21 protein-coding genes are annotated in these 22,894 nt (G+C 59.4%); 12 read left to right on the forward strand and 9 right to left on the reverse strand.

Translation table 11 applies throughout. From position 1 onward, the window contains the following. Window positions 1-48: 48 nt before the first annotated feature. From gltA to QVF59_RS16180, 8 genes are all read left to right on the forward strand, one after another. Complete coding sequence (gene gltA / locus QVF59_RS16145; protein WP_287881274.1) at window positions 49-1,338, forward strand: citrate synthase; 1,290 nt, start codon at window positions 49-51, stop codon at window positions 1,336-1,338. 218 nt (window positions 1,339-1,556) lie between these two features. Beyond that, window positions 1,557-4,385, forward strand: a complete 2,829-nt coding sequence (locus tag QVF59_RS16150; protein ID WP_159879050.1) for a 2-oxoglutarate dehydrogenase E1 component — start codon at window positions 1,557-1,559, stop codon at window positions 4,383-4,385. Window positions 4,386-4,452: 67 nt separating this feature from the next. Beyond that, window positions 4,453-5,703 (forward strand): 2-oxoglutarate dehydrogenase complex dihydrolipoyllysine-residue succinyltransferase, encoded by a 1,251-nt coding sequence (gene odhB / locus QVF59_RS16155; RefSeq protein WP_159879048.1) that lies wholly within the window; start codon window positions 4,453-4,455, stop codon window positions 5,701-5,703. 71 nt (window positions 5,704-5,774) lie between these two features. Next, entirely contained in the window at window positions 5,775-5,960 is a 186-nt protein-coding gene (locus QVF59_RS16160) for a hypothetical protein (RefSeq protein ID WP_103524279.1), read from the forward strand. Between the two features lie 13 nt (window positions 5,961-5,973). After that, window positions 5,974-7,407, forward strand: coding sequence for a dihydrolipoyl dehydrogenase (lpdA, locus tag QVF59_RS16165; RefSeq protein WP_159879046.1), 1,434 nt, complete (start codon window positions 5,974-5,976; stop codon window positions 7,405-7,407). 167 nt (window positions 7,408-7,574) lie between these two features. Further along, window positions 7,575-8,744 (forward strand): ADP-forming succinate--CoA ligase subunit beta, encoded by a 1,170-nt coding sequence (sucC, locus tag QVF59_RS16170; protein WP_287881278.1) that lies wholly within the window; start codon window positions 7,575-7,577, stop codon window positions 8,742-8,744. A 27-nt stretch (window positions 8,745-8,771) separates the two neighbouring features. After that, window positions 8,772-9,656 carry a succinate--CoA ligase subunit alpha gene (gene sucD / locus QVF59_RS16175; protein WP_045845617.1) on the forward strand — a complete coding sequence of 295 codons (885 nt, stop codon included), beginning with the start codon at window positions 8,772-8,774 and terminating at the stop codon, window positions 9,654-9,656. Window positions 9,657-9,827: 171 nt separating this feature from the next. Then, window positions 9,828-10,262 (forward strand): hypothetical protein, encoded by a 435-nt coding sequence (locus tag QVF59_RS16180; RefSeq protein WP_287881281.1) that lies wholly within the window; start codon window positions 9,828-9,830, stop codon window positions 10,260-10,262. 254 nt (window positions 10,263-10,516) lie between these two features. On the opposite strand, the gene QVF59_RS16185 is transcribed toward QVF59_RS16180, so the two are convergent. From QVF59_RS16185 to QVF59_RS16195, 3 genes are all read right to left on the reverse strand, one after another. Further along, complete coding sequence (locus QVF59_RS16185) at window positions 10,517-11,803, reverse strand: MFS transporter (protein ID WP_287881283.1); 1,287 nt, start codon at window positions 11,801-11,803, stop codon at window positions 10,517-10,519. 468 nt (window positions 11,804-12,271) lie between these two features. Further along, window positions 12,272-12,724 carry an LEA/WHy family protein gene (locus QVF59_RS16190; protein WP_287881285.1) on the reverse strand — a complete coding sequence of 151 codons (453 nt, stop codon included), beginning with the start codon at window positions 12,722-12,724 and terminating at the stop codon, window positions 12,272-12,274. Then, entirely contained in the window at window positions 12,721-13,611 is an 891-nt protein-coding gene (locus QVF59_RS16195; RefSeq protein ID WP_159879040.1) for a LysR family transcriptional regulator, read from the reverse strand. Before QVF59_RS16195 ends, QVF59_RS16190 begins: the two co-directional genes overlap by 4 nt. 105 nt (window positions 13,612-13,716) lie before the next feature. On the opposite strand from QVF59_RS16195, the gene QVF59_RS16200 reads away from it, so the two are divergent. Together QVF59_RS16200 and QVF59_RS16205 are read left to right on the forward strand one after the other, a co-directional pair. Further along, window positions 13,717-14,136 (forward strand): CidA/LrgA family protein, encoded by a 420-nt coding sequence (locus QVF59_RS16200; protein WP_287881287.1) that lies wholly within the window; start codon window positions 13,717-13,719, stop codon window positions 14,134-14,136. Window position 14,137: 1 nt separating this feature from the next. After that, window positions 14,138-14,821 (forward strand): LrgB family protein, encoded by a 684-nt coding sequence (locus tag QVF59_RS16205; protein WP_287881288.1) that lies wholly within the window; start codon window positions 14,138-14,140, stop codon window positions 14,819-14,821. A 144-nt stretch (window positions 14,822-14,965) separates the two neighbouring features. Here QVF59_RS16205 and QVF59_RS16210 read toward each other — a convergent pair whose 3' ends face one another. After that, complete coding sequence (locus tag QVF59_RS16210) at window positions 14,966-15,595, reverse strand: putative metalloprotease CJM1_0395 family protein (RefSeq protein WP_287881290.1); 630 nt, start codon at window positions 15,593-15,595, stop codon at window positions 14,966-14,968. 281 nt (window positions 15,596-15,876) lie between these two features. On the opposite strand from QVF59_RS16210, the gene QVF59_RS16215 reads away from it, so the two are divergent. Further along, window positions 15,877-16,362: an acyl-CoA thioesterase gene (locus QVF59_RS16215; protein WP_159879034.1), complete on the forward strand. Its 486-nt coding sequence runs from the start codon at window positions 15,877-15,879 to the stop codon at window positions 16,360-16,362. Window positions 16,363-16,407: 45 nt separating this feature from the next. After that, window positions 16,408-17,085 carry a TIGR01621 family pseudouridine synthase gene (locus QVF59_RS16220; RefSeq protein ID WP_287881292.1) on the forward strand — a complete coding sequence of 226 codons (678 nt, stop codon included), beginning with the start codon at window positions 16,408-16,410 and terminating at the stop codon, window positions 17,083-17,085. Between the two features lie 110 nt (window positions 17,086-17,195). Here the strand turns inward: QVF59_RS16220 and QVF59_RS16225 are convergent, their stop codons facing one another. The 5 genes from QVF59_RS16225 to QVF59_RS16245 form a co-directional block, all read right to left on the reverse strand. Then, window positions 17,196-18,002, reverse strand: a complete 807-nt coding sequence (locus tag QVF59_RS16225) for a ChbG/HpnK family deacetylase (protein ID WP_287881293.1) — start codon at window positions 18,000-18,002, stop codon at window positions 17,196-17,198. Beyond that, complete coding sequence (locus QVF59_RS16230; protein WP_287881295.1) at window positions 17,999-18,388, reverse strand: GtrA family protein; 390 nt, start codon at window positions 18,386-18,388, stop codon at window positions 17,999-18,001. The genes QVF59_RS16225 and QVF59_RS16230 overlap by 4 nt, the downstream gene beginning before the upstream one ends. Then, window positions 18,385-19,395, reverse strand: a complete 1,011-nt coding sequence (locus tag QVF59_RS16235; RefSeq protein WP_159880870.1) for a glycosyltransferase family 2 protein — start codon at window positions 19,393-19,395, stop codon at window positions 18,385-18,387. Before QVF59_RS16235 ends, QVF59_RS16230 begins: the two co-directional genes overlap by 4 nt. Window positions 19,396-19,410: 15 nt before the next feature. After that, entirely contained in the window at window positions 19,411-20,883 is a 1,473-nt protein-coding gene (locus tag QVF59_RS16240; protein ID WP_287881297.1) for an ArnT family glycosyltransferase, read from the reverse strand. Window positions 20,884-21,034: 151 nt separating this feature from the next. After that, window positions 21,035-22,411 (reverse strand): peptide MFS transporter, encoded by a 1,377-nt coding sequence (locus QVF59_RS16245; protein ID WP_287881298.1) that lies wholly within the window; start codon window positions 22,409-22,411, stop codon window positions 21,035-21,037. Between the last annotated feature and the right edge of the window lie 483 nt (window positions 22,412-22,894).

Consider the following 22,894-nt stretch of genomic DNA (forward strand, 5'->3'; position numbering starts at 1 on the left):
GGGCCCAAAAACGATTACAACACCACAAAACTGACTGGGAGTATTGCTGTGGAAACTAACCGCAAAGTGACGCTCGCTTACAACGAGGGCAAGGACTCACTGGAAATGCCGGTACTGGCTGGCACTCTGGGTCCGGATGTCGTCGATATCCGTGCTTTCTCCAAGACTGGCATGTTCACCTTTGACCCGGGCTTCCTGGCTACCGCCAGCTGCGAGTCCGCCATCACCTTCATCGACGGTGATCTGGGTCAGCTCTACTACCGCGGCTATCCGATCGAACAGCTGGCTGAGAAGAGCGATTATCTGGAAGTGTGCTACCTGCTGCTGAACGGCGAAATGCCGACCGCAGCCCAGCGCAAGGAATTCGAACGTGGCGTGATGCGCCACAACATGCTGCACGACCAACTGATGAGCCTGTTCAAGGGCTTCCGTCGTGACGCACACCCGATGGCCGTGATGGTGGGTGTGGTTGGCGCGCTGTCCGCCTTCTACCACGACTCGCTGGACATCACCAATCCGGAACACCGTCGCATTTCGGCCCACCGTCTGGTGGCCAAGCTGCCGACCATCGCCGCACAAGCTTACCGTTACAACAAGGGCCTGCCGTTCTCCTACCCGAAAAACGGCCTGACCTATGCGGAAAACTTCCTGCACATGATGTTCTCCACCCCGTGTGAAGAATACAAGGTGAACCCGGTTCTGGCCCGTGCGCTGGATCGCATCTTCACCCTGCACGCTGACCACGAGCAGAACGCTTCCACCTCCACCGTACGTCTGGCTGGCTCCTCCGGTGCCAACCCGTTTGCATGTATCGCCGCCGGTATCGCCTGCCTGTGGGGTCCGTCCCACGGTGGCGCCAACGAGGCCGTGCTGAAAATGCTGGACGAAATCGGCAGCGTGGACAATGTGGCCGACTTCATGCAAGGCGTGAAGGACAAGCGTTACAAGCTGATGGGCTTTGGCCACCGCGTGTACAAGAACATGGACCCGCGCGCCGCCATCATGAAGAAGACCTGCGACGAAGTGCTGAACGAACTGGGCCTGCACAACGATCCTAAGTTCAAGTTGGCCATGGCGCTGGAAAAGATCGCTCTGGAAGACCCGTACTTCATCGAGCGCAAGCTGTATCCGAACGTAGACTTCTACTCCGGCATCGTACTGTCCGCCATCGGCATCCCGGTATCGATGTTCACCCCGATCTTCGCCCTGGCACGTACCGTGGGCTGGATCGCGCACTGGAGCGAGATGATCTCTGATCCGGCGATGAAGATCGGCCGTCCGCGTCAGCTGTACACTGGTGCTCCGCGCCGTGACATCGTGGATATCGACAAGCGCTAATCAGCAGTGACAGGTTGGCCGGACACGTTTCGGCCAACTTTTTGCTTTGTCTTACAGAATACAGTCAGCAGTTTCACGACAGACGCCGATAGAGCGCTGCGGAAAAAACGGAGACGGATTTGCCCCACAAGCCCTTCTTGCGTCTTTTCCACAACGCTTTCTCCACGCAGCAATGTAGCCAAACGTAGACACGTACGTAGATAACAAAGGGTCGAATAATGATGCAATCCATGTACAGTCATTCCTACCTGTTCGGTGGGAATGCACCGTTCATCGAGGAACTGTACGAACAGTACCTCGCTGATGCGAATTCGGTTCCGGCCGAATGGCGTGAATACTTCGACAAGCTGGCCCAGGCACCGGGCGCAGCCGAGCGCGATGTACCACACATGCCCATCCAGGAATCCTTCATTCAACTGGCCAAGAAACCGGCCAGCGGCCCACGCAACAGCAGCGGCGGCGAATGGGAAACCATGCAGAAGCAGGTGGGTGTGCTGAAGCTGATTTCGGCCTATCGCGTACTGGGTTCCCGTCAGGCCAACCTCGACCCGCTCAAGCGCATGGATCAGGAAACCCTGCAAGAGCTGGACCCGCACAAGCACGGTCTGACCGATGCCGACATGGCGGTGCAGTTCAATGTGGGCTCGCTGGTGGCCCCGCAAAAGCTGCCGCTGTCCGACATCCTGTCGCGTCTGAAGCAGACCTACTGCGGCAATATCGGTCTGGAGTTCATGCACATCACCAAGTCGGACGAAAAGCACTGGGTGCAGAAGCGCTTTGAAGGCGATCTGTCCACCCCGCGCTACGACGCCGGCAAGAAAATGCGCATCCTCAAGCAGATCACGGCGGCCGAGACCCTGGAACGCTATCTGCATACCAAATACGTCGGCCAGAAGCGCTTCTCGCTGGAAGGTGGCGAATCCACCATCGCTGCGCTGGATCACCTGATCCACAACGCTACCTCGGTGGGCGTGCAGGAACTGATCATCGGCATGGCCCACCGTGGCCGTCTGAACGTGCTGGTCAACACCCTGGGCAAGCTGCCGCGTGACCTGTTTGCCGAATTCGAAGGCAAGGCCGCCCAGCAGATGGCCTCCGGCGACGTGAAGTACCACATGGGCTTCTCTTCCGACATCCCGACTGCCAACGGCCCGATGCATGTGTCGCTGGCGTTCAACCCGTCTCACCTGGAAATCGTCAACCCGGTGGTGGAAGGTTCGGTACGCGCCCGTCAGGACCGTCGCAAGGATAACGAGCGCAAGTGCGCCGTGCCGGTGCTGATTCATGGTGACTCTGCCTTTGGCGGCCTGGGCGTCAACCAGGGTACTTTCAACCTGTCGCAGACTCGCGGCTACGGTACCGGCGGCACCATCCACATCGTGATTAACAACCAGGTTGGCTTCACCACCTCGGATACGCGCGACATGCGTTCCACGCTGTACTGTACCGATGTGGCCAAGATGGTTGAAGCGCCGATCCTGCACGTGAACGGAGATGATCCGGAAGCCGTCTGCTATGTAATGCAGGCTGCGCTGGACTACCGCATGCAGTTCAACAAGGACGTGGTCATCGACCTGGTCTGCTACCGCAAACTGGGCCACAACGAAGGTGATGATCCTTTCCTGACCCAGCCGATGATGTACAAGAAGATTGCCAAGCATCAGGGCGTGCGCGCCATGTATGCCGAGCGTCTGGTACAGGAGGGCGTGGTGAAGGCAGAGGAAGCCGAAGGCATGATCCAGGCTTACCGTGATGCGCTGGACAAGGGCGAGCACGTGGAGCAGACCGCGCTCACCAACTACAAGCGCGAACATGCCCTGGACTGGAGCCAGTATATGGGCACCCACTGGGCACACCCCACCGACACCTCGCTGCCGCGTGCCGACATCCAGCGCCTGACCGAGAAGTTCACCACCCTGCCCGAAGGCTTCAAGCTGCACCCCACCGTACAAAAGGTGCTGGCTGCACGCAAGGCCATGGCTGCCGGTGAACAGAATGCCGACTGGGGCATGGCCGAGACCCTGGCCTACGCTTCGTTGGTGACCAATGGTTTCGGTGTCCGCCTGTCCGGTGAAGACTCCGGCCGTGGCACCTTCTCCCACCGTCACGCCGTACTGCACGACCAGAACCGCGAACGCTGGGACCAAGGCTCCTACGTGCCGCTGCGTAATATGTCGGACAACCAGGCCGAATTCCTGGTGATCGACTCCATCCTCAACGAAGAAGCGGTACTGGCCTACGAATACGGCTACGCCTGTTCCGCTCCGGACCAACTGGTGATCTGGGAAGCCCAGTTCGGCGACTTCGCCAACGGCGCCCAGGTGGCGATTGACCAGTTCATTTCCTCCGGCGAAACCAAGTGGGGCCGTCTGTGCGGCCTGACCACCATCCTGCCACACGGCTACGATGGTCAGGGCCCGGAGCACTCCTCCGCCCGTCTGGAACGCTGGCTGCAACTGTGCGCCGAGCACAATATGCAGATCGTGATGCCGTCCGAGGCCAGCCAGATGTTCCACATGCTGCGCCGTCAGGTGCTGCGTCCGTACCGCAAGCCGCTGGTGATCTTCCTGTCCAAGCGCCTGCTGCGTTTCAAGGACTCCATGAGCCCGATCGAAGACTTCACCAACGGCAGCTTCCGCCCGGTGATCGGCGATGCCGTGGTGCAGGATCCGAAGAAAGTGAAGCGCGTGGTGCTGTGTGCCGGTCAGGTGTATTACGACCTGGCCGCCGGTCGCAAGGAAAAGGGCGTGGAAGACGACGTTGCCATCGTGCGTATCGAGCAGTTGTATCCCTTCCCGACCGAGCAGGTAGCCGCCGAGCTGGCACGCTTCCCGCAAGCCAAGGAAGTGATGTGGGTGCAGGAAGAGCCGCGTAACCAGGGTGCCTGGTACCAGATCCGCCATCGCCTGGAAGGTCTGTTGATCGGCAAGCAGTTCTTGTCGTTCGCTGGTCGTCCGTCCTCCGCTTCCCCGGCCGTAGGCTACATGAGCAAGCACGTTGCCCAGCTCAAGTCCTTCGTCGAAGAAGCCATGACGATTGCCAAGTAAATACACGCCATCACAACGATTACACTGACGGGGGCGGCAGGATGACCGCCCCGCTCTGGAGAAGAACATGATTATTGAAGTCAAAGTCCCCCAACTGCCCGAGTCCGTTTCCGAAGCCACGCTGATGACCTGGCACAAGAAAGCTGGCGATTTCGTCAATCGTGACGAAAACGTCATCGACCTGGAAACCGACAAGGTTGTGCTGGAACTGCCGGCACCGCAGGCTGGCGTGATTGTTGAAATCATCGAACAAGACGGCGCTACCGTAGTTTCCGGTCAGCTGATCGCCCGTATCGACACCGCCGCCAAGGCTGGCGATGCCCCGGCTGCCGTAGCTGCTGCCCCGGCTGCTGCCGCTCCGGCTCCGGTACAGGCTGCTCCGGCTGCTGCACCGGGTGGCGCTGCCATGCCGTCCGCTGCCAAGCTGGCTGCCGAAACCGGCGTGAACCTGGCCAATGTTGCTGGTTCCGGCCGTGACGGCCGTGTCCTGAAAGAAGACGTACAGGCTGCTGCCGCTGCTCCGTCGCAAGCCGGCCCGGTACTGGCTCATGCCGGCAATGCCGGCGTGGCCCTGGCTGCCACCCCGGCTGCCGTGAATGTGGCCGCCGTGCTGGGCGATCGTCCGGAACAGAGCGTGCCGATGTCCCGCCTGCGTCAGCGCGTGGCCGAGCGTCTGGTAATGAGCCAGCAGACCAACGCCATCCTCACCACCTTCAACGAAATCAATATGAAGCCGTTGATGGACCTGCGTGCCCGTTACAAGGACCGTTTCGAGAAAGAACACGGCGTGAAGCTGGGCTTCATGGGTTTCTTCGTCAAGGCCGTGGTTGCCGCGCTGAAGAAATACCCCATCGTCAATGCCTCCGTTGATGGCAACAACATCATCTACCACGGTTACTTCGACATCGGCGTGGCCGTTGGCAGCCCGCGTGGTCTGGTGGTTCCGGTCATCCGCAATGCCGACCAGCTGAGCCTGGCCGAGATCGAAAAGCAGATCGCCGACTTCGGCAAGCGCGCCCAGGAAGGCAAGCTGACCGTGGAAGAACTGACCGGTGGCACCTACACCATCTCCAACGGTGGTACTTTCGGTTCCATGATGTCCACCCCCATCATCAATCCGCCGCAATCCGCCATTCTGGGCATGCACGCCACCAAGGAGCGCGCCGTGGTTGAGAATGGTCAAGTTGTCGTGCGCCCGATGATGTACCTTGCCCAGTCGTACGACCACCGCATCATCGATGGTCGCGAAGCGGTACTGAGCCTGGTGGCCATCAAGGACGCCATCGAAGATCCGGCCCGCCTGATCCTGGACCTGTAATACCGGGTCTGTAATACCTGCTGGCCGCAAGCCTGCTTGCGGCCACTTTGAATAATGTGAACGGAGAAATGATGATTTTGCCTGACTGGCTTTATGCGGTAGCTTCCATCCTGGCCGGTGTGGCCATCGCGGTACTGACCTGGAAGAAGCATCAGCGCGGCATTCGCGAAGACCGCTACAGCCTGGTGGGCAAGCTCATCATCGCCGTGTTCATGATTGCTTTCGGGATCTTGCTGTTCAAGGTCGGCAAGTTCTGATCAAGGAAAATCAATGAGCCAACAGTTTGATGTCGTCGTTATCGGCGGCGGCCCCGGCGGTTATGTGGCTGCCATTCGTGCAGCCCAGCTGGGTTTCAACACCGCTTGCGTGGATGCCTTCAAAAACCCGGAAGGCAAGCCTTCGCTGGGTGGCACCTGCCTGAACGTGGGTTGCATCCCCTCCAAGGCACTGCTGCAGTCCTCGGAAAACTTCCACGCAGTACAACACGACTTTGCCAAGCACGGCATCACCGTGTCCGGTGCCAAGATGGACGTGGCCGCCATGCTGGAACGCAAGACCGGCATCATCACCAAGAACGCCGCTGGCATCAGCTTCCTGTTCAAGAAGAACAAGGTTGCCAACATCCACGGTCTGGCCGCACTCAAGGGCCGTCAGGGCGACAAGTGGCTGATCGAAGTTACCGACAACGGTGCCGTGGTTGACACACTGGAAGCCAGCAACGTCATTATCGCCACCGGTTCCAGCCCGCGTCAGCTGCCGGGCCTGGCCACCGACAACCACATGGTGCTGGACAACGAAGGCGCATTGGCGCTGACTGCTGTACCGAAGCGTCTGGGCGTGATCGGTGCCGGTGTGATCGGCCTGGAAATGGGTAGCGTGTGGAAGCGTCTGGGTGCAGAAGTCACCATCCTGGAAGCCGCTCCGACCTTTCTGGCCGCTGCCGACCAGCAGATCGCCAAGGAAGCCTTCAAGACCCTGACCAAGGACACCGGTCTGGACATCAAGCTGGGCGTGAAGATTGGTGAAATCAAGGCCACCAAGAAGCACGTTACCGTTCACTACGAGCTGAACGGCGAAGCCGTGGCTGCCGAGTTCGACAAGCTGATCGTCTCCATCGGTCGCGTACCGAACACCGCTGGTCTGGGTGCTGAAGCCGTTGGCCTGCAGCTGGACGAGCGTGGTTTTGTTGCCGTGGACGACCACTGCCACACCAATCTGCCGGGCATCTGGGCGATTGGCGACGTGGTACGTGGCCCGATGCTGGCACACAAGGCTTCCGAAGAAGGCGTTGCTGTGGCAGAACGTATCGCCGGCCAGAAGCCGCACGTCGATTTCGGCGTGATTCCGTGGGTGATCTACACCTCGCCGGAAATCGCCTGGGTGGGCAAGACCGAAGAACAGCTCAAGGCTGAAGGCATCGAATACAAGAAGGGCACTTCCGGTTTCGCTGCCAACGGTCGCGCGCTGGGCCTGGGTCAGGCGCAGGGCACGGTGAAGATCCTGGCCGACGCCAAGACCGACCGCATCCTCGGCCTGCACATGATCGGCCCGATGGTGTCCGAGCTGGTAACCGAAGGCGTGGTGTCGATGGAGTTCAAGGCGGCCAGCGAAGACCTGGCCCGCATTGTTCACGCCCATCCGAGCCTGTCGGAAGTGGTGCACGAAGCCGCACTGGCTGCCGACAAGCGCGCATTGCACGGCTAATTGCCGTGGGGCCGTGTACAATTCACACGGCCCGAAAGAGGGTATGGGGCAGGACCTGCCGCGAGAACAGGTTCGCCCCGATACATTAGGGTTGAGGAAGCGACCAAGGAATAGAGACGTTGGCCAGACAGGGCCCCGCCATCATTTCCACCGAAAGGAAACCATAGATGAACCTGCACGAATACCAAGCGAAAGAGCTGCTGGCCAAATACGGCTTGCCGGTACAACAGGGCATTCTGGCCACCACGCCGGAAGAAGCCGCTGCCGCTTATGACAAACTGGGCGGCAAGTTTGCCGTCGTCAAGGCCCAGGTGCATGCCGGTGGCCGTGGCAAGGCCGGTGGTGTCAAAGTGGTGAAAAGCCGCGAAGAAGCCGCTGAAGTTGCCAAGAGCCTGATCGGTATCAATCTGGTGACCTATCAGACCGACGCAGCCGGCCAGCCGGTCAACAGCGTATTGGTATGCGAAGACATGTACCCGGTACAGCGTGAACTGTACCTGGGCGCCGTAGTGGACCGTGGCAGCCAGCGCGTTGTATTCATGGTCTCCACCGAAGGCGGCGTGGAAATCGAAAAAGTAGCCGAAGAAACCCCGGAAAAGATCATCAAGATCGAAATCAACCCGCTGGTGGGCATGCAGCCGTTCCAGGCGCGTGATGCCGCCTTTGCCCTGGGTCTGTCCGGTTCGCAAATCGCTGCTTTCAGCAAGCTGATGCTGGGTGCTTACCAGGCTTTCGTGGAAAACGACTTCGCCCTGTTCGAAGTGAACCCGCTGGCACTGCGTGAAAACGGCGAACTGGCCTGCGTTGATGGCAAGATCAACCTGGACTCCAACGCCCTGTACCGTCACCCGGCCCTGCTGGCCCAGCGCGACAAGTCCCAGGAAAACGAACGCGAAGTGAAAGCTTCCGAATTCGACCTGAACTACGTGGCCCTGGAAGGCAATATCGGCTGCATGGTGAACGGTGCCGGCCTGGCCATGGCCACCATGGACATCATCAAGCTGAAGGGTGGCCAGCCGGCCAACTTCCTGGACGTGGGTGGTGGTGCTACCAAGGACCGCGTGATCGAAGCCTTCAAGCTGATCCTGGCCGATGATTCGGTCAAGGGCGTGCTGATCAACATCTTCGGCGGCATCGTACGTTGCGACATGATTGCCGAAGCCATCATCGCCGCGGTGAAGGAAGTGAACGTGACCGTGCCGGTTGTTGTGCGCCTGGAAGGCAACAACGCCGAGCTGGGCGCCAAGATTCTGGACGAATCCGGCCTGAAGCTGGTTTCCGCCCAGGGCCTGAACGACGCAGCCGAGAAGATCGTTGCTGCCGTTGCTGCGCTTTAATCACCTGCACCGCATAAGGATTTCAAAATGAGCGTATTGGTAAACAAAGACACCAAAGTGCTGGTGCAAGGTTTCACCGGCAAGAATGGTACCTTCCACGCCGAACAGGCGCTGAAGGTTGGCACCAAGGTAGTGGGTGGTGTAACTCCGGGCAAGGGCGGTTCCGAGCATCTGGGCCTGCCGGTGTTCAACACCATGAAGGACGCCGTGCGTCAAACCCAGGCTGATGCCTCGGTTATCTACGTACCGGCAGCTTTTGCCAAGGATTCCATCCTGGAAGCCATCGACAGCGGCGTGAAGCTGATTGTCTGCATCACCGAAGGCGTGCCCACCCTGGACATGCTGTACGTGAAAAAAGCCGTGGACGAAGCCGGCATCCGCCTGATCGGCCCGAACTGCCCGGGTATCATCACCCCGGGTGAGTGCAAGATCGGCATCATGCCGTGGCACATCCACAACCCGGGCCGCATCGGTATCGTGTCCCGTTCCGGCACCCTGACCTACGAAGCTGTGGCGCAAACCACCGCCCTGGGCCTGGGTCAGTCCACCTGCATCGGTATCGGCGGCGACCCGATCCCGGGTACCAGCCACATCGACGCCCTGAAGCTGTTCCAGGACGATCCGGATACCGACGCCATCGTGATGATCGGTGAAATCGGTGGTACCGCTGAAGAAGAAGCGGCTGAATTTGCCAAGGCCTACGTGACCAAGCCGGTTGTTGGCTACATCGCCGGTGTGACTGCTCCCAAGGGCAAGCGCATGGGCCACGCCGGTGCCATCATCTCTGGCGGCAAGGGTACTGCCGAAGAGAAGTTCAAGGCTTTCGAGAAGGCTGGCATCGCTTACACCCGCAGCCCGGCCGAAATCGGCAAGACCATGTTCGAACTGCTGAAAAGCAAGGGCATGATCTGATCGCAGGGTTCACTTGCTGCAGCAAAAACGCCACCTTCGGGTGGCGTTTTTTTATGGTCAGCCGCGGCATGCCATGCCGGACTGCTGTCAGCCGGCGATTTATGCTAGAACTTGGCATCTGCTGCCTGGTCGGACAGCAAGGGCAAGCAAGTGAACGAGGAAAGGAATGCGATGCGTAAATGGCTTTGTCTGTTGGTGCTGCTTACCAGCGCCTGCAGCAGTTTTCCCACGCGCGAGGGCTATGCACAAAAAGCGTATTACTGGCAGGGCAAGGACGCCAACGCCCTGTTGGCGCAATGGGGTGCCCCCAGCAAGAGCATGACCATGCCCAATGGCAATACGCTGTATACCTACAGCAAGTCTTATACCCAGCAGCAACCCTATTTTGACAACAACCGCTTTGAGCCAGGCCATCGCTTTACCGTGACAGAAAACGGCCAGAGCCGGGTGATCGAAACCCCGGGGCGCTGGGTTTACGATGGCAGCATCGGTGGTGGCGTCATGCACTTCAGCTGCACCACCAATTTCGTGGTCAATGCCCAGACCCAACTGATCGAGTCGGTCAGTTTCGATGGCAATGATTGTGTGGCAGTCCCGCGGCAATAAGAGCGGCTGACAAAATAGGGTAGCAGGCGCGCCGACGCAGATGGGATAAGGCCGCAGCAGCGATTTTTGCTGCTGTCAGGCTTTATTGTCCGGCCCGGTACGCTGTTCTGCCTGGCAGGAGCACTAGCCATTTGCCGCTTGGTGGCTGCCGTTGTGGCACCTTGACTGGTGTGGCCGATGTCCAATCTGGCATCGCAAGCGGCAGGCAATCTGGGGCAGGCGTACCGCAGGTGTTGTTTTCTCGCGGGTCTTGCTCAGTGCTCCAGCTTGCGCCCGTGTCCTTCCGGCATCAGCGCCATGCCCAGTACTGCAAGCAGGCCAGTGGCCGTCAGGTAGAGTGCGGGTGCGGCAGCACTACCACTGCTGGCAATCAGCCAGGTGATGACGAATTGTGTGGAACCACCGAAGATCGCCACGCCCACTGCATAAATGACCGACATGCCCAGAGCACGGATGCGGCCTGGCAGCAGCTCGGGAATGGCCACCAGGGAGGCGGCGCTGCTGAGTGCCCCCAAAGCGGCGAGCACGGCACTGGTGATGAGCAGCGCGATGGCATCGCCACGTGCTTCCATCCATAGGAAAGCCGGGTAGGCGATGAGCGAGGCAAGCACTCGCGGCCAGATCATCAGCGTCTTGCGTCCCCAGCGGTCGCAGAGCCAGCCTCCCAGTAGCGCGAAGGTAAAGGTCATCAAGCCCACCATCACGGTGGCCGCCATGGCAGTCGTCGCCGGGAGCTGCAGGGTGGTGATGGCAAAGGTGGTCATGTAATTGCTCACATAGGTTGCCACCGTGCCACCCAGTACCACCAGCATGGCCAACAGGATAAGCCGGCCGTGGCGACGCAGGTCAGCCCATGAAGCATTGCTGACTTCGGCATGCTGCTGCTGGGTTTCCGGCATGGCGCGCCGCAGGTAGAGCGCCAGCGGGATCAGCAGCAGGCCCAGTGCAAAAGGCAGGCGCCATCCCCAGGACTGCAGTTGTTCCTGGCTCAGACTGGTGCTCAGTCCCATCCCGAGCAGGCCCGCCACCAGGGTAGCCAAGCCCTGGCTGCCCAGCTGCCAGCTACCAAACAGTCCGCGGCGACCGGCAGGGGCGGCCTCGATCAGAAAGGCGCTGGACGGGCCGACTTCCCCGCCCAGAGCCAAGCCTTGCACCAGGCGACACAGCACCACAATGATGGGTGCGGCTATACCGATATGGGCATAGCCGGGGGTGATGGCCAGCCCCAGCGTGCCCACGGTGATCAGACCGATGGTCAGCAGCATGGCCGGGCGTCTGCCCACCCGATCGGCATAGGCACCGATCAGAACACCGCCGAGCGGGCGCGATACAAAGCCCACACCAAAAACGGCTACCGATAGCAGCAGGGTGGTCAGCCCGTCGGTAGCGGGGAAAAAGGTGCGGCCGATATAGACCGCAAAGAAGGCATAGGTGACGAAATCGTAAAACTCCAGCGCATTGCCGGCCACCGTGGCGGCCACCACTTTGCAGGATGGGCCTGCATGCTCGGCTTCATGGCAGGAGGGTGGGCAAGCAGGCACTTGACCTGCCGGTGTGGTGCCTGCTGCCGCTGATGGCAAACCGGGTGGTTGCGCTGACGGCAATGCAGCAGAAGCTGGTTCTTGAGTTTCTGACATCAATATCCCCAAATTGCTTAATTGGCATGGCCTGAGCAGTCCAATGTAATAAATTTGAGGCGATCGGTCCTTGCATGAAGGCTTCATCAGCCGGCCATTCCGGCTGGCTGGCAGTGATCTGGGCGAAAATCAGTTCTTTCAGCCAGGCTATGACTGCGGTTTCATCCTCGTTCCGGGCTGCGCTGACTGGTGCAAGGGGGCAAGCAGCCTGGCGGATGAGCAGTGCAGATGATTATCCAATTTGATTGGCTGGCAGAGCCTGTCACGCGGGATGAATGCCAAGCCCGGGCGCTGCGGTAGCGGGTCTGGTGCTCTGCCAGCCTGGGCGGGGACAGCTTCTTTCACTCGCCTGGCTGCTTGATTGTGCTGCGATCAGGGCAGTTTCCAGCTTCCTTGGCTGCTGAACGGCAGGCTGGCGATGCCTTGCAAGTCCTCCAGCCGGCCTTGCAGCTGGTATTCCAGTGTGCCATCGCCCTGCAATGCCTTGCCCAGTTGCTTCAGCCAGCTGCCCAGCGAGGTATGCACCCTGACCTTGATTTCGCTTTCGCCCAGCGCGGCTACATTGATGGCCTGATTGCTTACCCCGCTGGCCATGTGCTGGCCGGCTACGCTCAGGTCAAAACTGAGCCCGCTGGCACGCAATGGCACGGTGTTGGGGTTCTGCAAACGCAGGGTGAGGTCGAAATTCTGTTCCAGCAAAGTCGAAGCCGCCGGGCGGATATCCACCAGGCTGACTTGCGGTTTTTTCAGTCCAAAGGTGCCGCAGCCGGTCAGCCACAGGCAAAGTAACAGCGTGATCAGTCCTGTCAGGCCATGGTGCTTCATTGCAGTCCCCCCAGTACATCCTGCGTGACCGCAATCCAGGCCCTGGCAGCATGCGACAGATAGCCGCCCTGTTGCCAGATCAGTGCCAGGTGCCATATCAGCCAGGGGTTGGAGACCGGGATCACATCGTATTGGCTGCGGTCCAGCCGCTCCACTACCGAGCGTGGTAGCAGGGTGATGCCCAGTCTGGCATTCACCAGTTCGACAATGAAGTCCCAGTGCGCGCTGCGGCCGACAATATTGAGTGGCTTGCCCATCTCACGGAAGGCGTGGCTGATGCGGCTGGACAGGGTGAAGTCTTCCGGGTACAGCACAAAGTTCTGATCGGCGATTTCCGGCAGTGTGACGGTTGAGCGGCCATGCCAGGGCGAGCCGGCCGGTGCAATCAGGCATAATGGATCACGTACTACGGCAAATTGCTGGAAAAAGCTGTTATCTACCGGCAAAACCGCAACGCCGATTTCCAGCTCGCCGCTACGCACGCTGTTTTCGATGGCCAGCGCGCCGTCTTCCACCATCTTCAGTTCGATACCTGGGTAGCGTTCGCGAAACGCTCCCACCACCGGTGCAAAGAAAGCCACCCCCACCATGGGTGGCAGACCAACCACCAGTTCGCCGCGTGTCAGGCCGGCCAGATCGTTCAGCTCGTTCTTCAGCTGATTCATGGCCGACAGTACATCCATGCCACGTTCGAATGCTACCTTGCCGGCATCGCTCAGGCGAAAGCTGCGTCCTTCCCGAATGATCAGCGGCGTGCCCAGCTCTTCCTCCAGCTGCTTCACCATTTTGCTGATGGTGGGCTGGGTGACGAACAGGGCGTCGGCAGCCTTGGTAAAGCTGTGACGTTTTACCACTTCCACAAAATAGCGCAGTGCACGAATGTCCATCATCGATTCCTTTTGAGAATGAGTAGGATAATTTTAATTCATTTTTTGAATGAAATGCGTACGACTATACTCGGTACTCGTTGCTGCTGATGGAGCGAGCGCACCATGAAGAGCCTGTTCAATCCTGCCGTAAAGCAAAGCCTTACCACTGTTTTGCAAGTGTTGATGCTCTGCCTGGTATGGCTGCTGGCCAGTCGCTTGAGCCACGCTTATGTGCCGGAAATTCCGGCTGGTGTGCTGGGCATGTTTCTGGTACTGGCAGCGCTGGCCCTGGGCTGGTTGCCGTTGGCCTGGTGCAAGAGCGGAGCACGCTGGCTATTGGCGGAGATGCTGTTGTTTTTCATCCCGGCTACCGTTGCCGTGGTGCAGTATCCGCAGCTGCTGGGCAGTATTGGCCTGCGCATCGTGCTGGTGATCCTGTTGTCGACCGTACTGGTGATGACCGTGACCTCGCTGGTGGTGGATGCCGGCTACAAATTTGAAATCATGCTGAAACGTCGCAAACGACAGCATGGAGTGTTGTGAGATGGAAAACCTGCTGGCTTTTGGCTGTCTGGTGTTGACCCTGGCCTTGTACTGGCTGGCAAAAAAGCAGTATCGCCGTACCGGAAACTGGTGGACCGCACCCTTATTGGCGGTGCCCTTGCTGGTGATTGGCGCGGTGGTGGTGGGGCATATTCCTTATCACACTTATTTTCAGGATACGCATTGGCTGAGCTGGTTGCTTGGCCCGGCCACAGTGGCATTTGCCATTCCGATTTACGAGCAGCGCCAGGTCATTCGCAAGCATGCGCTGTCACTGAGCTGTGGCGTGTTGGTGGCCATGCCGGTGGCCGTGATGAGTTCGGTATGGCTGGCACGGGCTTTCGGTTTGTCCGAGCTGTTGCAGAAAAGCCTGGCACCACGCTCCATCAGTACACCGTTTGCCATGGCCACGGCATCGAGCATTGGTGCTCCGCCGGACCTGACGGCCGTGTTTGTGGTGATTACCGGTGTGGCCGGCATGTTGCTGGGCGAACTGATGCTGATGTTGCTGCCCCTGCGTTCGCGACTGGCCAAGGGGGCTTTGCTGGGAGCTGCCGCACATGGTGCCGGTACCGCCAAAGCCAACGAGCTGGGTGCTGAAGAAGGTGTGGTCGCCAGTCTGACCATGATGCTGGGTGGCATTGCCACCGTGTTTGCCGCCCCACTGATTGCCTGGTTCGTCTGAGACGAGCCGGATTGAAGATTTCTCTGTAGTAAGCCCATGCCATCGGGAGTGGTGTGTGGTGTCTCTCCTCTTGTTGTACTCCCAAAACGAGCGTTGTTCGGGCTGACCCTATCCGGTCAGCCCATTTTTTTTGTCTGGAAGGTATCAGGCAAAGGTGTCGATGCTGCTGCCTTTGCTGCTGTCTTGTTTGCCAGTGATGGCCGCGAAGATGGCCTTGGCGGTGGCAATGGCCGGATTGTTTTGTGCAGCCTGTAACTGTTGCTGCTGCTGTTTGTCGATGGCTGCCTGGGCTTCTTGTGCCATCTGTGTGGCTTCGGCAGCCACTGCGCGGTCCTGACCGGAAGGGTCAACCGGTGCCAGTGCCGCGGCCTCAACCTGTTTGGCATTGGCCAGGGTTTCCGCAGGGCTTTGCCCGCTGGCCAGCCGGATGCTGACCTCACCGCCGATGGCATATTGTTTGCCATCCGGCCCTTCCTGATAGCTGTAGTTGGCACCACCGCTAACCAGCGCACCGCCGGCTGCCATGTGGGCTTGCTCGTGCTGGCGGACATCGGTATCACGCGCGCGCAGTTCATCCAGTTGTTTTTGTTGGTCCGGGGTGAGTGTGCTGCCCTGGTAAATGGCAGAAGGGGAGGGGGTTGTCACGCCAGGCACTGGCGTGGCAACCGACGCCATGCGCGCGGCAGTGCAGGCCGCACAGGAGCAGTTGGGCCCGTGTTGCGACTGTGTGCTGATGCCATAGCCTGTATTGGCACTGATGGAGGATAGACTCATGATGTGCACGATCCGGATTGATTTGATTCTAGTGCAGCACTTGGCTTAATGCATTGAATGCAAACAGCTATTTTTGCAATTTCATCCGGGTTGGAAACTGGATGTGGCGTGCGGGCATGGGATGGGGCAAGCTTTGCCGGCCGTATCGGCCGCGACAGCATACGAGGACTGCGGCAGAATGAGGCCTATTCGCGTTCCCCGGCAGTGTTGGCCGGGAGAGCATTCTTGCAGCGTCACGCCGCCCGTGGCGCTGCCATGATGAATTTCAGGAAATCCATAGCATGCAACAACAGGTAAATCAGGAAAACCAGCGCGAACTGGTGATGTCGGTATTGATGATGCCGGATATGGCCAACTTCTCCGGCAATGTCCATGGCGGCGTGCTGCTGAAACTGTTGGACCAGGTGGCCTATGCCTGTGCCAGCCGCTATGCCGGCTGCTATGTGGTGACCTTGTCGGTGGACCAGGTGCTGTTCAAGCAGCCCATCCATGTGGGCGAGCTGGTGACCTTCATGGCCAGCGTGAATCATGTGGGGCGCACCTCGATGGAAATCGGCATCAAGGTGGTGGCCGAAGACATTCAGCAGCGCTCGGTGCGGCATACCAACAGCTGCTATTTCACCATGGTGGCTTTTGAAAACGGCAAGGCCGTGGCGGTACCGCCGCTGAGCCTGGAGACGGATGATCAGAAAAAGCGTTTCCGTGATGCAGAAATCCGCAAGAAACTGCGCATGGAAGCGCAGCAAAAAACCAGCGATCCGTGCTGAACGGGTAGAATCGCCGCCTTGCTCATGTCTTCCCGGTGCCCTGCCATGTTTACCCTGCTGCACAGCGACCCGCGCTTCTACCTGATCAACAAGCACCCTGGCGTGAGTTTCCACCGCGAGGGGGAGGAAGACGGCTTACTGGACGCGGTGCGGGCAGGACTGCAGGACGAGGCGCTATGGCCGGTACACCGGCTGGATCGCATCACCTCGGGATTGATCCTGCTGGCGCGCTCCAGCAGCGTGGCCAGCCAGCTGGGGGCGGCCTTTGCCGAGCATGTAGTGGAGAAATACTATCTGGCGCTGTCAGACCGCAAGCCGCAAAAGAAGCAGGGCCTGATCAAGGGCGATATGGAAAAAGGGCGGGGTGGCGCATGGCGCTTGCTGCCCACCCTGCAGAATCCGGCCATCACCCAGTTCTTCAGCTTTTCGGTACAGCCGGGGCTGCGCTTGTTTCTGCTGCGGCCACGCAGTGGCAAGACGCATCAGTTACGGGTGGCGATGAAGTCACAATCGGCCCCGATTCTGGGCGATAGCCTGTATGGCGGCAGCGCTGCCGACCGGGGCTATCTGCACGCCTATGCCTTGCGTTTCACGCTGGATGGCGAAGCTTTCAGTTTTGTCTGTCCGCCAGACCAGGGTGCGCATTTCCTCAGTCCGGCGCTGCAGGACTGTCTGCAGCGTGAGGCAGCCCAGCCTTGGGTCTTGCCCTGGCCACGCGTTTAAGACCCGATAACAAAAAACCGCTCCAGCGTTGCGCTGCCTTGCCGTACTCCATGTACTGTCTGCGGCGGCGCGCCTTGGCCCGGGTTCGCTACGCGGTTTTGTTCGCGGTTTTAAGCCCGGAACCTTCCAATCGCTATGCTGGCCTGCTGGCAGGCATCAGCAAACTCCTGACTGCCCAGATGGCAGTATTCCACCGCGCGCGCAGCGGCAATCGGGTCGCTGGCATCATCGGCGGGCAAGCCGGGGTGGCACATCATCAGGCCGCCATCCGGGCATGCGTGCAGCCATTGCTGCATCAGTCCGGCAAAACCGGCCTCCGGCTGTAGCGCATACAGGCCGGCAAACCAGCGGTTGCAGATCAGCCCCTTGTGCTCGACGGCAGCGGCAAAGCCACGGCATGCCTGTGTCAGTACCACGGCCTTCAATCGGCTGTCGCCAGGATGGCCCAGCCGGTCCGGCGCCCGCAGATAAGGTTTGCTGTTGTCAGCCCAGTGCAAAGAAATGGCATCGAACAGGGCATCACGGATGACCGGCAGCGCATGCACATGCTGATGGCCGTCGATGAAATCCGGCAGGCGACCCAAGTGCTGGCTGAACAGGTCGATCTGGCGTAGCAGGCTGTCGCGTAATGCCACACGTGGCAACAGGTGTAGCTGGCTGCACAGCAGCCAGTATGGCAGTGGCTTGCGTAGCGTATTCTGCTCGCCAAAATCATGTGTCAAATTGAAGTGCAGGCCGATATCCGCTTGCGGCTGCAGCTCGCGCAGCGGTGCCGCCAGCACCGGCCAGTGCGGCGACTGCGTCATCACGCTGGTGGCCGACAGGCGGCCACGCTGCAGCAGGTTCAGGATGCCCTGACTGATGGCGGGGGACTGGGCGAAGTCATCGGCACACAAGGTAAGGCGGCGTAATGTCATGCAGCCTGTTCCCGGTCAGAAAATGCCCACAGTTTGCTCAGCACAAAGGTGAACACGGCGACACTGGCCAGCACGATCAGCAGCGCCAGACGGTAATCCAGCGCGGTAAAGTGCAGCAGGACAAAGTACATGGCTTCGTTCAGGGCAAAGCTGAGGCAGGACACCATGAAAAAACGTGGCAGTGCCTGCCGGTGCGGTACGTGGGCGGCATCGAAGGTCTTGTGCCGGTGGCCCCAGTAGCTGACCTGAAATGCCAGCAGAAAGGCCACGACATTGGCCAGCAAGGGCGGCAGGCCGAATGGTACCAGTATCACCGCCACCAACAGGAAGTGTACCAGCATGGCACTGACGCCGATGATGCCGAACCATAACAGCTCGCGGTTCATTGCTTGTCCTGTGGAGTCCGGCTGATGCGGCTGACCAGGTAGATGGGGCGCTGCTTTACTTCGCTGAAAATGCGGCCGATGTATTCACCGAGGATGCCGATGGACAGCAGCTGCACCCCGCCCAGGAAAGATACCGCCACGGCCAGGGTCGGCCAGCCTGGTTGGTCGTTGCCGAACAGCAGGGTGTGCAGCAGCTCCCACGAGGCATATAGGATGGAAGCCAGCGAGATGGCGCTGCCGATCAGGGTCCAGATGCGTAGCGGCACATTGGAAAATGCGGTAAGACCGGTCAGCCCCAGATTGAGCAGACTGAAGAAGTTGAAGCTGCTTTTGCCGGCACGGCGTTCTTCGGTATGGGTTTCCACCGGCAGCTGGGTAAAGCCCACCCAGTTGTACAGGCCCTTCATGAAGCGATTGCGCTCCGGCATCTGGCGCAGCGCATCCAGCACGCAGCGGTCCATCACGCGGAAGTCCTGGGTGTTTTCCGGAATCTTGTGGCGCGCGCCACTGTTGAGCAGGGTATAGAACACGCGGGTAAACAGGCGCTTGCCCAGTGTTTCGCTATCGCGGCTGGAGCGCACGCTGTACACCATGTCGTAGCCGGCACGCCAGTGACGCAGGAATTCCGGCACCATGGCGGGCGGATGCTGGAAGTCGCTGTCAATCAGTACGGCAACATCGCCGTGGGCATTGTCGATACCGGCAGTCAGTGCCAGCTCCTTGCCGAAGTTACGCGACAGCTGGATCAGTGTGACCGGCAACTGGTCGATCTGGCTCATCACCTGCAGGACCGTGTCGTCGCGGCTGCCATCGTCTACCACGATAAGCTCATGGCGGAAACCGGCCTCACTCAGCAAACCATGCAGGGTCTGCAGCATGGGGACGATGTTTTCGCTCTCGTTGTAAGCCGGCAGAATGCAGCTGACCAGCGGGTTGGCCGGACGCTCGGCGGCGCGTTGCTGCAGTAGGAAGGTCGGCACGAAGGCGCTTGGTGGCGTAGTGGTCATCGGCGTCTCCTGTTCTTATGGTTGGCTGCTGCTGTTTTGTTCGCGCAATAGCAGCATGTGGTCCTTCATCACTTCAAAGCTGGCAATCGGCTGGAAGCGAGTCTTGATCTCGGCCGGCAGACTGGGCAGGTCGCGCTGCTCGGTGACGATGAAGTGACCGTGTTCCTTTGCCAGCCATTGTTGCAGCACGTTGGCCTTGTCGGTGGTGCGCACCTTGCCCTCGCTGTAAAACTCGGCGGAGAACTCGCGGCGGCTGTCCCAGAAGATTAGCGTACTGCCTGCAGCCGGATGTTGTTGCTGCCAGGCTGCAATCACCGGCTGCTGGGTGCGGAAATAGCGTTGACCCTGTGTCCACTGCAGGCCGACGGCCAGCAATAGCAGCAAGCCGGATGCCATGGCAAGCCAGGGCAGGCTGCTACCTTGTTGCGGCTGGCGTGCGCTGTGCCACAGGGTGGCAAACAGCAGGGCGCAGCCCGGCAGCATGGGCAGCGGATAAGGGAAAATGATGTTGCCGGAAATGGTGAAGAACAGCAGCGTCATCAGGCTCCACAGCAGCATGTACAGCCGCCAGCCGTCGGTGTCGGCACTGCGCTTGAGTATTTGCTTGCCATGGCGACCCAGCCAGACCAGCATGGCCAGCGACCAGGGGAAGATGGCCCCCAGCCAGTACAGCCAGATCATGCCGCGCGGCGTGGCATGGGCGTAGCCGTATTTGTCGCCCTTCCAGCCCGGGTCGAGGAAGCGGCTGACATGCTCGCCCATGATGAAGTAATTGAGGAAGCCCGGTGTACGGTATTCCGCCAGCAGATACCAGGGCATGGCAATCGCCAGCATCAGCAGGCTGCCGGTGATCCATGGCAGGTTTTGCCACATGGCTTTCCAGCCATTGCGCAGCAATACCCAGCAGAAGATGGGCATGCCCACCAGTACGATGGCCAATGGCCCCTTGGCCAGCAGACCCAGCCCCAGACCGGCAAAGAACAGATAGCCCCAGCGTTTGCCACGGCCTTGCATGGCATGCCAGAACGCTAGTTGAGACAGCGCAACGCAGAACATCAGCGCCGGGTCGGTCATTACCGTGCCGGCGGCACCGAAGAACAACAGGCTGCCGGCCAGCAGCAGGATGCTGGCCAGTGCAGCATCGCGGCCCAAGCGCTGGCGGGCTGCATCTGCCACCAGCCACAGTATGGCAATGGACAATAGCAGTGCAGGCAGGCGGGCTGCCAGCGGATTGACACCGAACAGCCCCATGCTGGCGGCGGAAGTCCAGGTGGATAGCGGCGGCTTGGCCCAGAAGGGGATGCCATAGTCGTGCCACAGCGTTACCCAGTTACCGGTTTCCAGCATTTTGCGGGCAATTTCCGCATAGCGTGCTTCGGTGGTATCGGTCAGCGGAATGGCCCACATCGCCAGCAGGCGGATCAGCAGCAGGGCGACCAGAACATAAGTGGCAAGGCGTTGCCATTGTGAGTTGGAGGACGGTTTCATGAGGTCCAGTCAGCACGCCAGGGCGGCCGGGCAAAGTCGGAAAAAACCCACACAGCTTACCATGCCAGCCTTGTTTTAGTCTTAAGCGCCACCGCGGATCCATGTAAAACGCCGCCCATGGGCGGCGTTGTATAGCGGCAAAGCCTGATGCTTATTGCAGGCCGTGTGTCATCTTTTTCAGCTTGCTGGACAGCAGGAACAGGATCAGCGCACCGATGCCTGCCATGGCAACGAATACCATGAAAAAGTCGTGCAGATTGTTGATGGTATAACCCAGCAGTTGCGGCGCTGGCTTGGCCGGGTCCGGGTACAGTTCGGACAGCGTACCGGCCAGTTTGTTGGCGGCGGCATTGGACAGGAACCATATGCCCATCATCAGACTGGTAAAACGTGCCGGTGACAGCTTGACCACCAGGGACAGGCCGATGGGCGACAGACACAGCTCGCCAAAGGTGTGCAGCATATACAGGCTGACCAGCCACAGCATGCTGACCTTGACGCCGGGCTCCAGCCCGTCAACGCCAAATGCGATCACCAGATAGCCGATAGCGAGGAACAGCAGGCCAAATGCCATCTTGGCCGGCGATGTCGGCTCACAGCCCCGCTTGCCAAGTGCCGTCCATAACATGGCAAACAAGGGGGCAAAAATGACCACCGAGATCGGATTGATGGATTGGAAGTAGGACGCCGGCACGGTAAAGCCCAGCAGATTGCGATTGGTCTGTTCTTCGGCAAAGAAGGTGAGTGAGGCCCCTGCCTGTTCGAATGCCGACCAGAAAAAAATCACAAAGGCCGAGACAATCAGGATGACCGCCAGACGTTCTTTTTCCACTCTGGTAAGTGGCGCATGGACAACTTTCTCACCGCTGGCGTGGTGGCGTTGTGGGGCCAGCCCAATCGGCTTGCCTTCCGGGGTGACCAAATATTTGTTCTTGAACAAACTGAAAACCAGCAGGCTGAGCAACATGCCGCAGCCAGCCGCCAGAAAGCCCCACTTGAAGTCGCCCGGGTGGCCGGTGTCGCCCAGTGTGCCGCAGATCAGCGGTGCAATCAGCGAACCGGCATTGATGCCCATGTAGAAAATGGTAAAGGCCGAGTCCACCCGCTTGTCATCCTTGGCGTAAAGCTGGCCGACCATGGAAGAAATATTGGGTTTGAACAGGCCGTTGCCGGCAATCAGCAGGCCCAGGCCGCAGTACAGCAAGCTGGACGCCATGGGAACGTTGCTGGCATGCAGGCTGCCAGAAAAAAACAGCAGAAACTGGCCACAGGCCATCAGCACACCACCAGCCAGGATGGAACGGCGATTGCCCCAGTAGCGGTCGGCAATGTAGCCACCAATCAGCGGCGTGAGATAAACCAGACCGGTATACGTGCCGTAGATGTCGGCGGCGTGGGCCTTGTCGAACAGCAGGGCCTTGATCATGAACAGGACAAAGATGGCGCGCATGCCGTAGTAGCTGAAGCGCTCCCACATCTCCGTGACAAAGAGCAGGTACAGCCCTTTGGGATGGGATCGGGTGGTCATAACGATTTCCTTGTGCAGCAGGGAAGCCAGATTGGTGCTGGCTTGTTGTAGTGTTTTATTGCCGGTATTTTCCGGCAGGCGGCGATAGTAGCGGCTAAAGCTGTTGTTGTGGAACTTTTTTTGCCTATTCTTACCGTTAAACTGAAGTATAAGAATTATTTAATATTCCATGTTTGATATTGGGCAAGTATTTCAATGGAAAGGGAATTTTTACGCTGACGCAGTAACTTGCGTAGCCATGGTCTGCACAGGAGCTGGCGTGATTGGGTTGAGTCAGACTATTCGCAGGCTAACCGCGCTGCAGGCGGTGGTGAACAGGCAAATGGGATTGCGGCTTTCACCGGGTGGAAGTGCCAGCGTGGCGGCATGGATACAGTGCAGAAGCTGTCTGGATGGATGATTGACAATCTGCTTGCGGGGAAAAATGGCAACAGGTAATCTGGCCGCGCCATCCGGCAATGATTTTACTAAGGTGTTTTCACA

The organism is Aquitalea sp. (assembly GCF_030150775.1).
GTDB classification, from domain to species: Bacteria; Pseudomonadota; Gammaproteobacteria; order Burkholderiales; family Chromobacteriaceae; genus Aquitalea; species Aquitalea denitrificans.

Excerpts from the sequence above, each read along its gene's own strand:
- sucC (WP_287881278.1), top strand. The coding sequence starts at position 7,575 with ATGAACCTGCACGAATACCAAGCGAAAGAGCTGCTGGCCAAATACGGC.
- QVF59_RS16200 (WP_287881287.1), top strand. The coding sequence starts at position 13,717 with ATGAAGAGCCTGTTCAATCCTGCCGTAAAGCAAAGCCTTACCACTGTT.
- QVF59_RS16215 (WP_159879034.1), top strand. The coding sequence starts at position 15,877 with ATGCAACAACAGGTAAATCAGGAAAACCAGCGCGAACTGGTGATGTCG.
- QVF59_RS16160 (WP_103524279.1), top strand. The coding sequence starts at position 5,775 with ATGATTTTGCCTGACTGGCTTTATGCGGTAGCTTCCATCCTGGCCGGT.
- odhB (WP_159879048.1), top strand. The coding sequence starts at position 4,453 with ATGATTATTGAAGTCAAAGTCCCCCAACTGCCCGAGTCCGTTTCCGAA.
- sucD (WP_045845617.1), top strand. The coding sequence starts at position 8,772 with ATGAGCGTATTGGTAAACAAAGACACCAAAGTGCTGGTGCAAGGTTTC.
- QVF59_RS16245 (WP_287881298.1), bottom strand. The coding sequence starts at position 22,411 with ATGACCACCCGATCCCATCCCAAAGGGCTGTACCTGCTCTTTGTCACG.
- QVF59_RS16240 (WP_287881297.1), bottom strand. The coding sequence starts at position 20,883 with ATGAAACCGTCCTCCAACTCACAATGGCAACGCCTTGCCACTTATGTT.
- QVF59_RS16230 (WP_287881295.1), bottom strand. The coding sequence starts at position 18,388 with ATGAACCGCGAGCTGTTATGGTTCGGCATCATCGGCGTCAGTGCCATG.
- QVF59_RS16180 (WP_287881281.1), top strand. The coding sequence starts at position 9,828 with ATGCGTAAATGGCTTTGTCTGTTGGTGCTGCTTACCAGCGCCTGCAGC.
- QVF59_RS16210 (WP_287881290.1), bottom strand. The coding sequence starts at position 15,595 with ATGAGTCTATCCTCCATCAGTGCCAATACAGGCTATGGCATCAGCACA.
- QVF59_RS16235 (WP_159880870.1), bottom strand. The coding sequence starts at position 19,395 with ATGACCACTACGCCACCAAGCGCCTTCGTGCCGACCTTCCTACTGCAG.
- QVF59_RS16205 (WP_287881288.1), top strand. The coding sequence starts at position 14,138 with ATGGAAAACCTGCTGGCTTTTGGCTGTCTGGTGTTGACCCTGGCCTTG.
- QVF59_RS16220 (WP_287881292.1), top strand. The coding sequence starts at position 16,408 with ATGTTTACCCTGCTGCACAGCGACCCGCGCTTCTACCTGATCAACAAG.
- lpdA (WP_159879046.1), top strand. The coding sequence starts at position 5,974 with ATGAGCCAACAGTTTGATGTCGTCGTTATCGGCGGCGGCCCCGGCGGT.
- QVF59_RS16225 (WP_287881293.1), bottom strand. The coding sequence starts at position 18,002 with ATGACATTACGCCGCCTTACCTTGTGTGCCGATGACTTCGCCCAGTCC.
- QVF59_RS16150 (WP_159879050.1), top strand. The coding sequence starts at position 1,557 with ATGATGCAATCCATGTACAGTCATTCCTACCTGTTCGGTGGGAATGCA.
- QVF59_RS16190 (WP_287881285.1), bottom strand. The coding sequence starts at position 12,724 with ATGAAGCACCATGGCCTGACAGGACTGATCACGCTGTTACTTTGCCTG.
- QVF59_RS16195 (WP_159879040.1), bottom strand. The coding sequence starts at position 13,611 with ATGGACATTCGTGCACTGCGCTATTTTGTGGAAGTGGTAAAACGTCAC.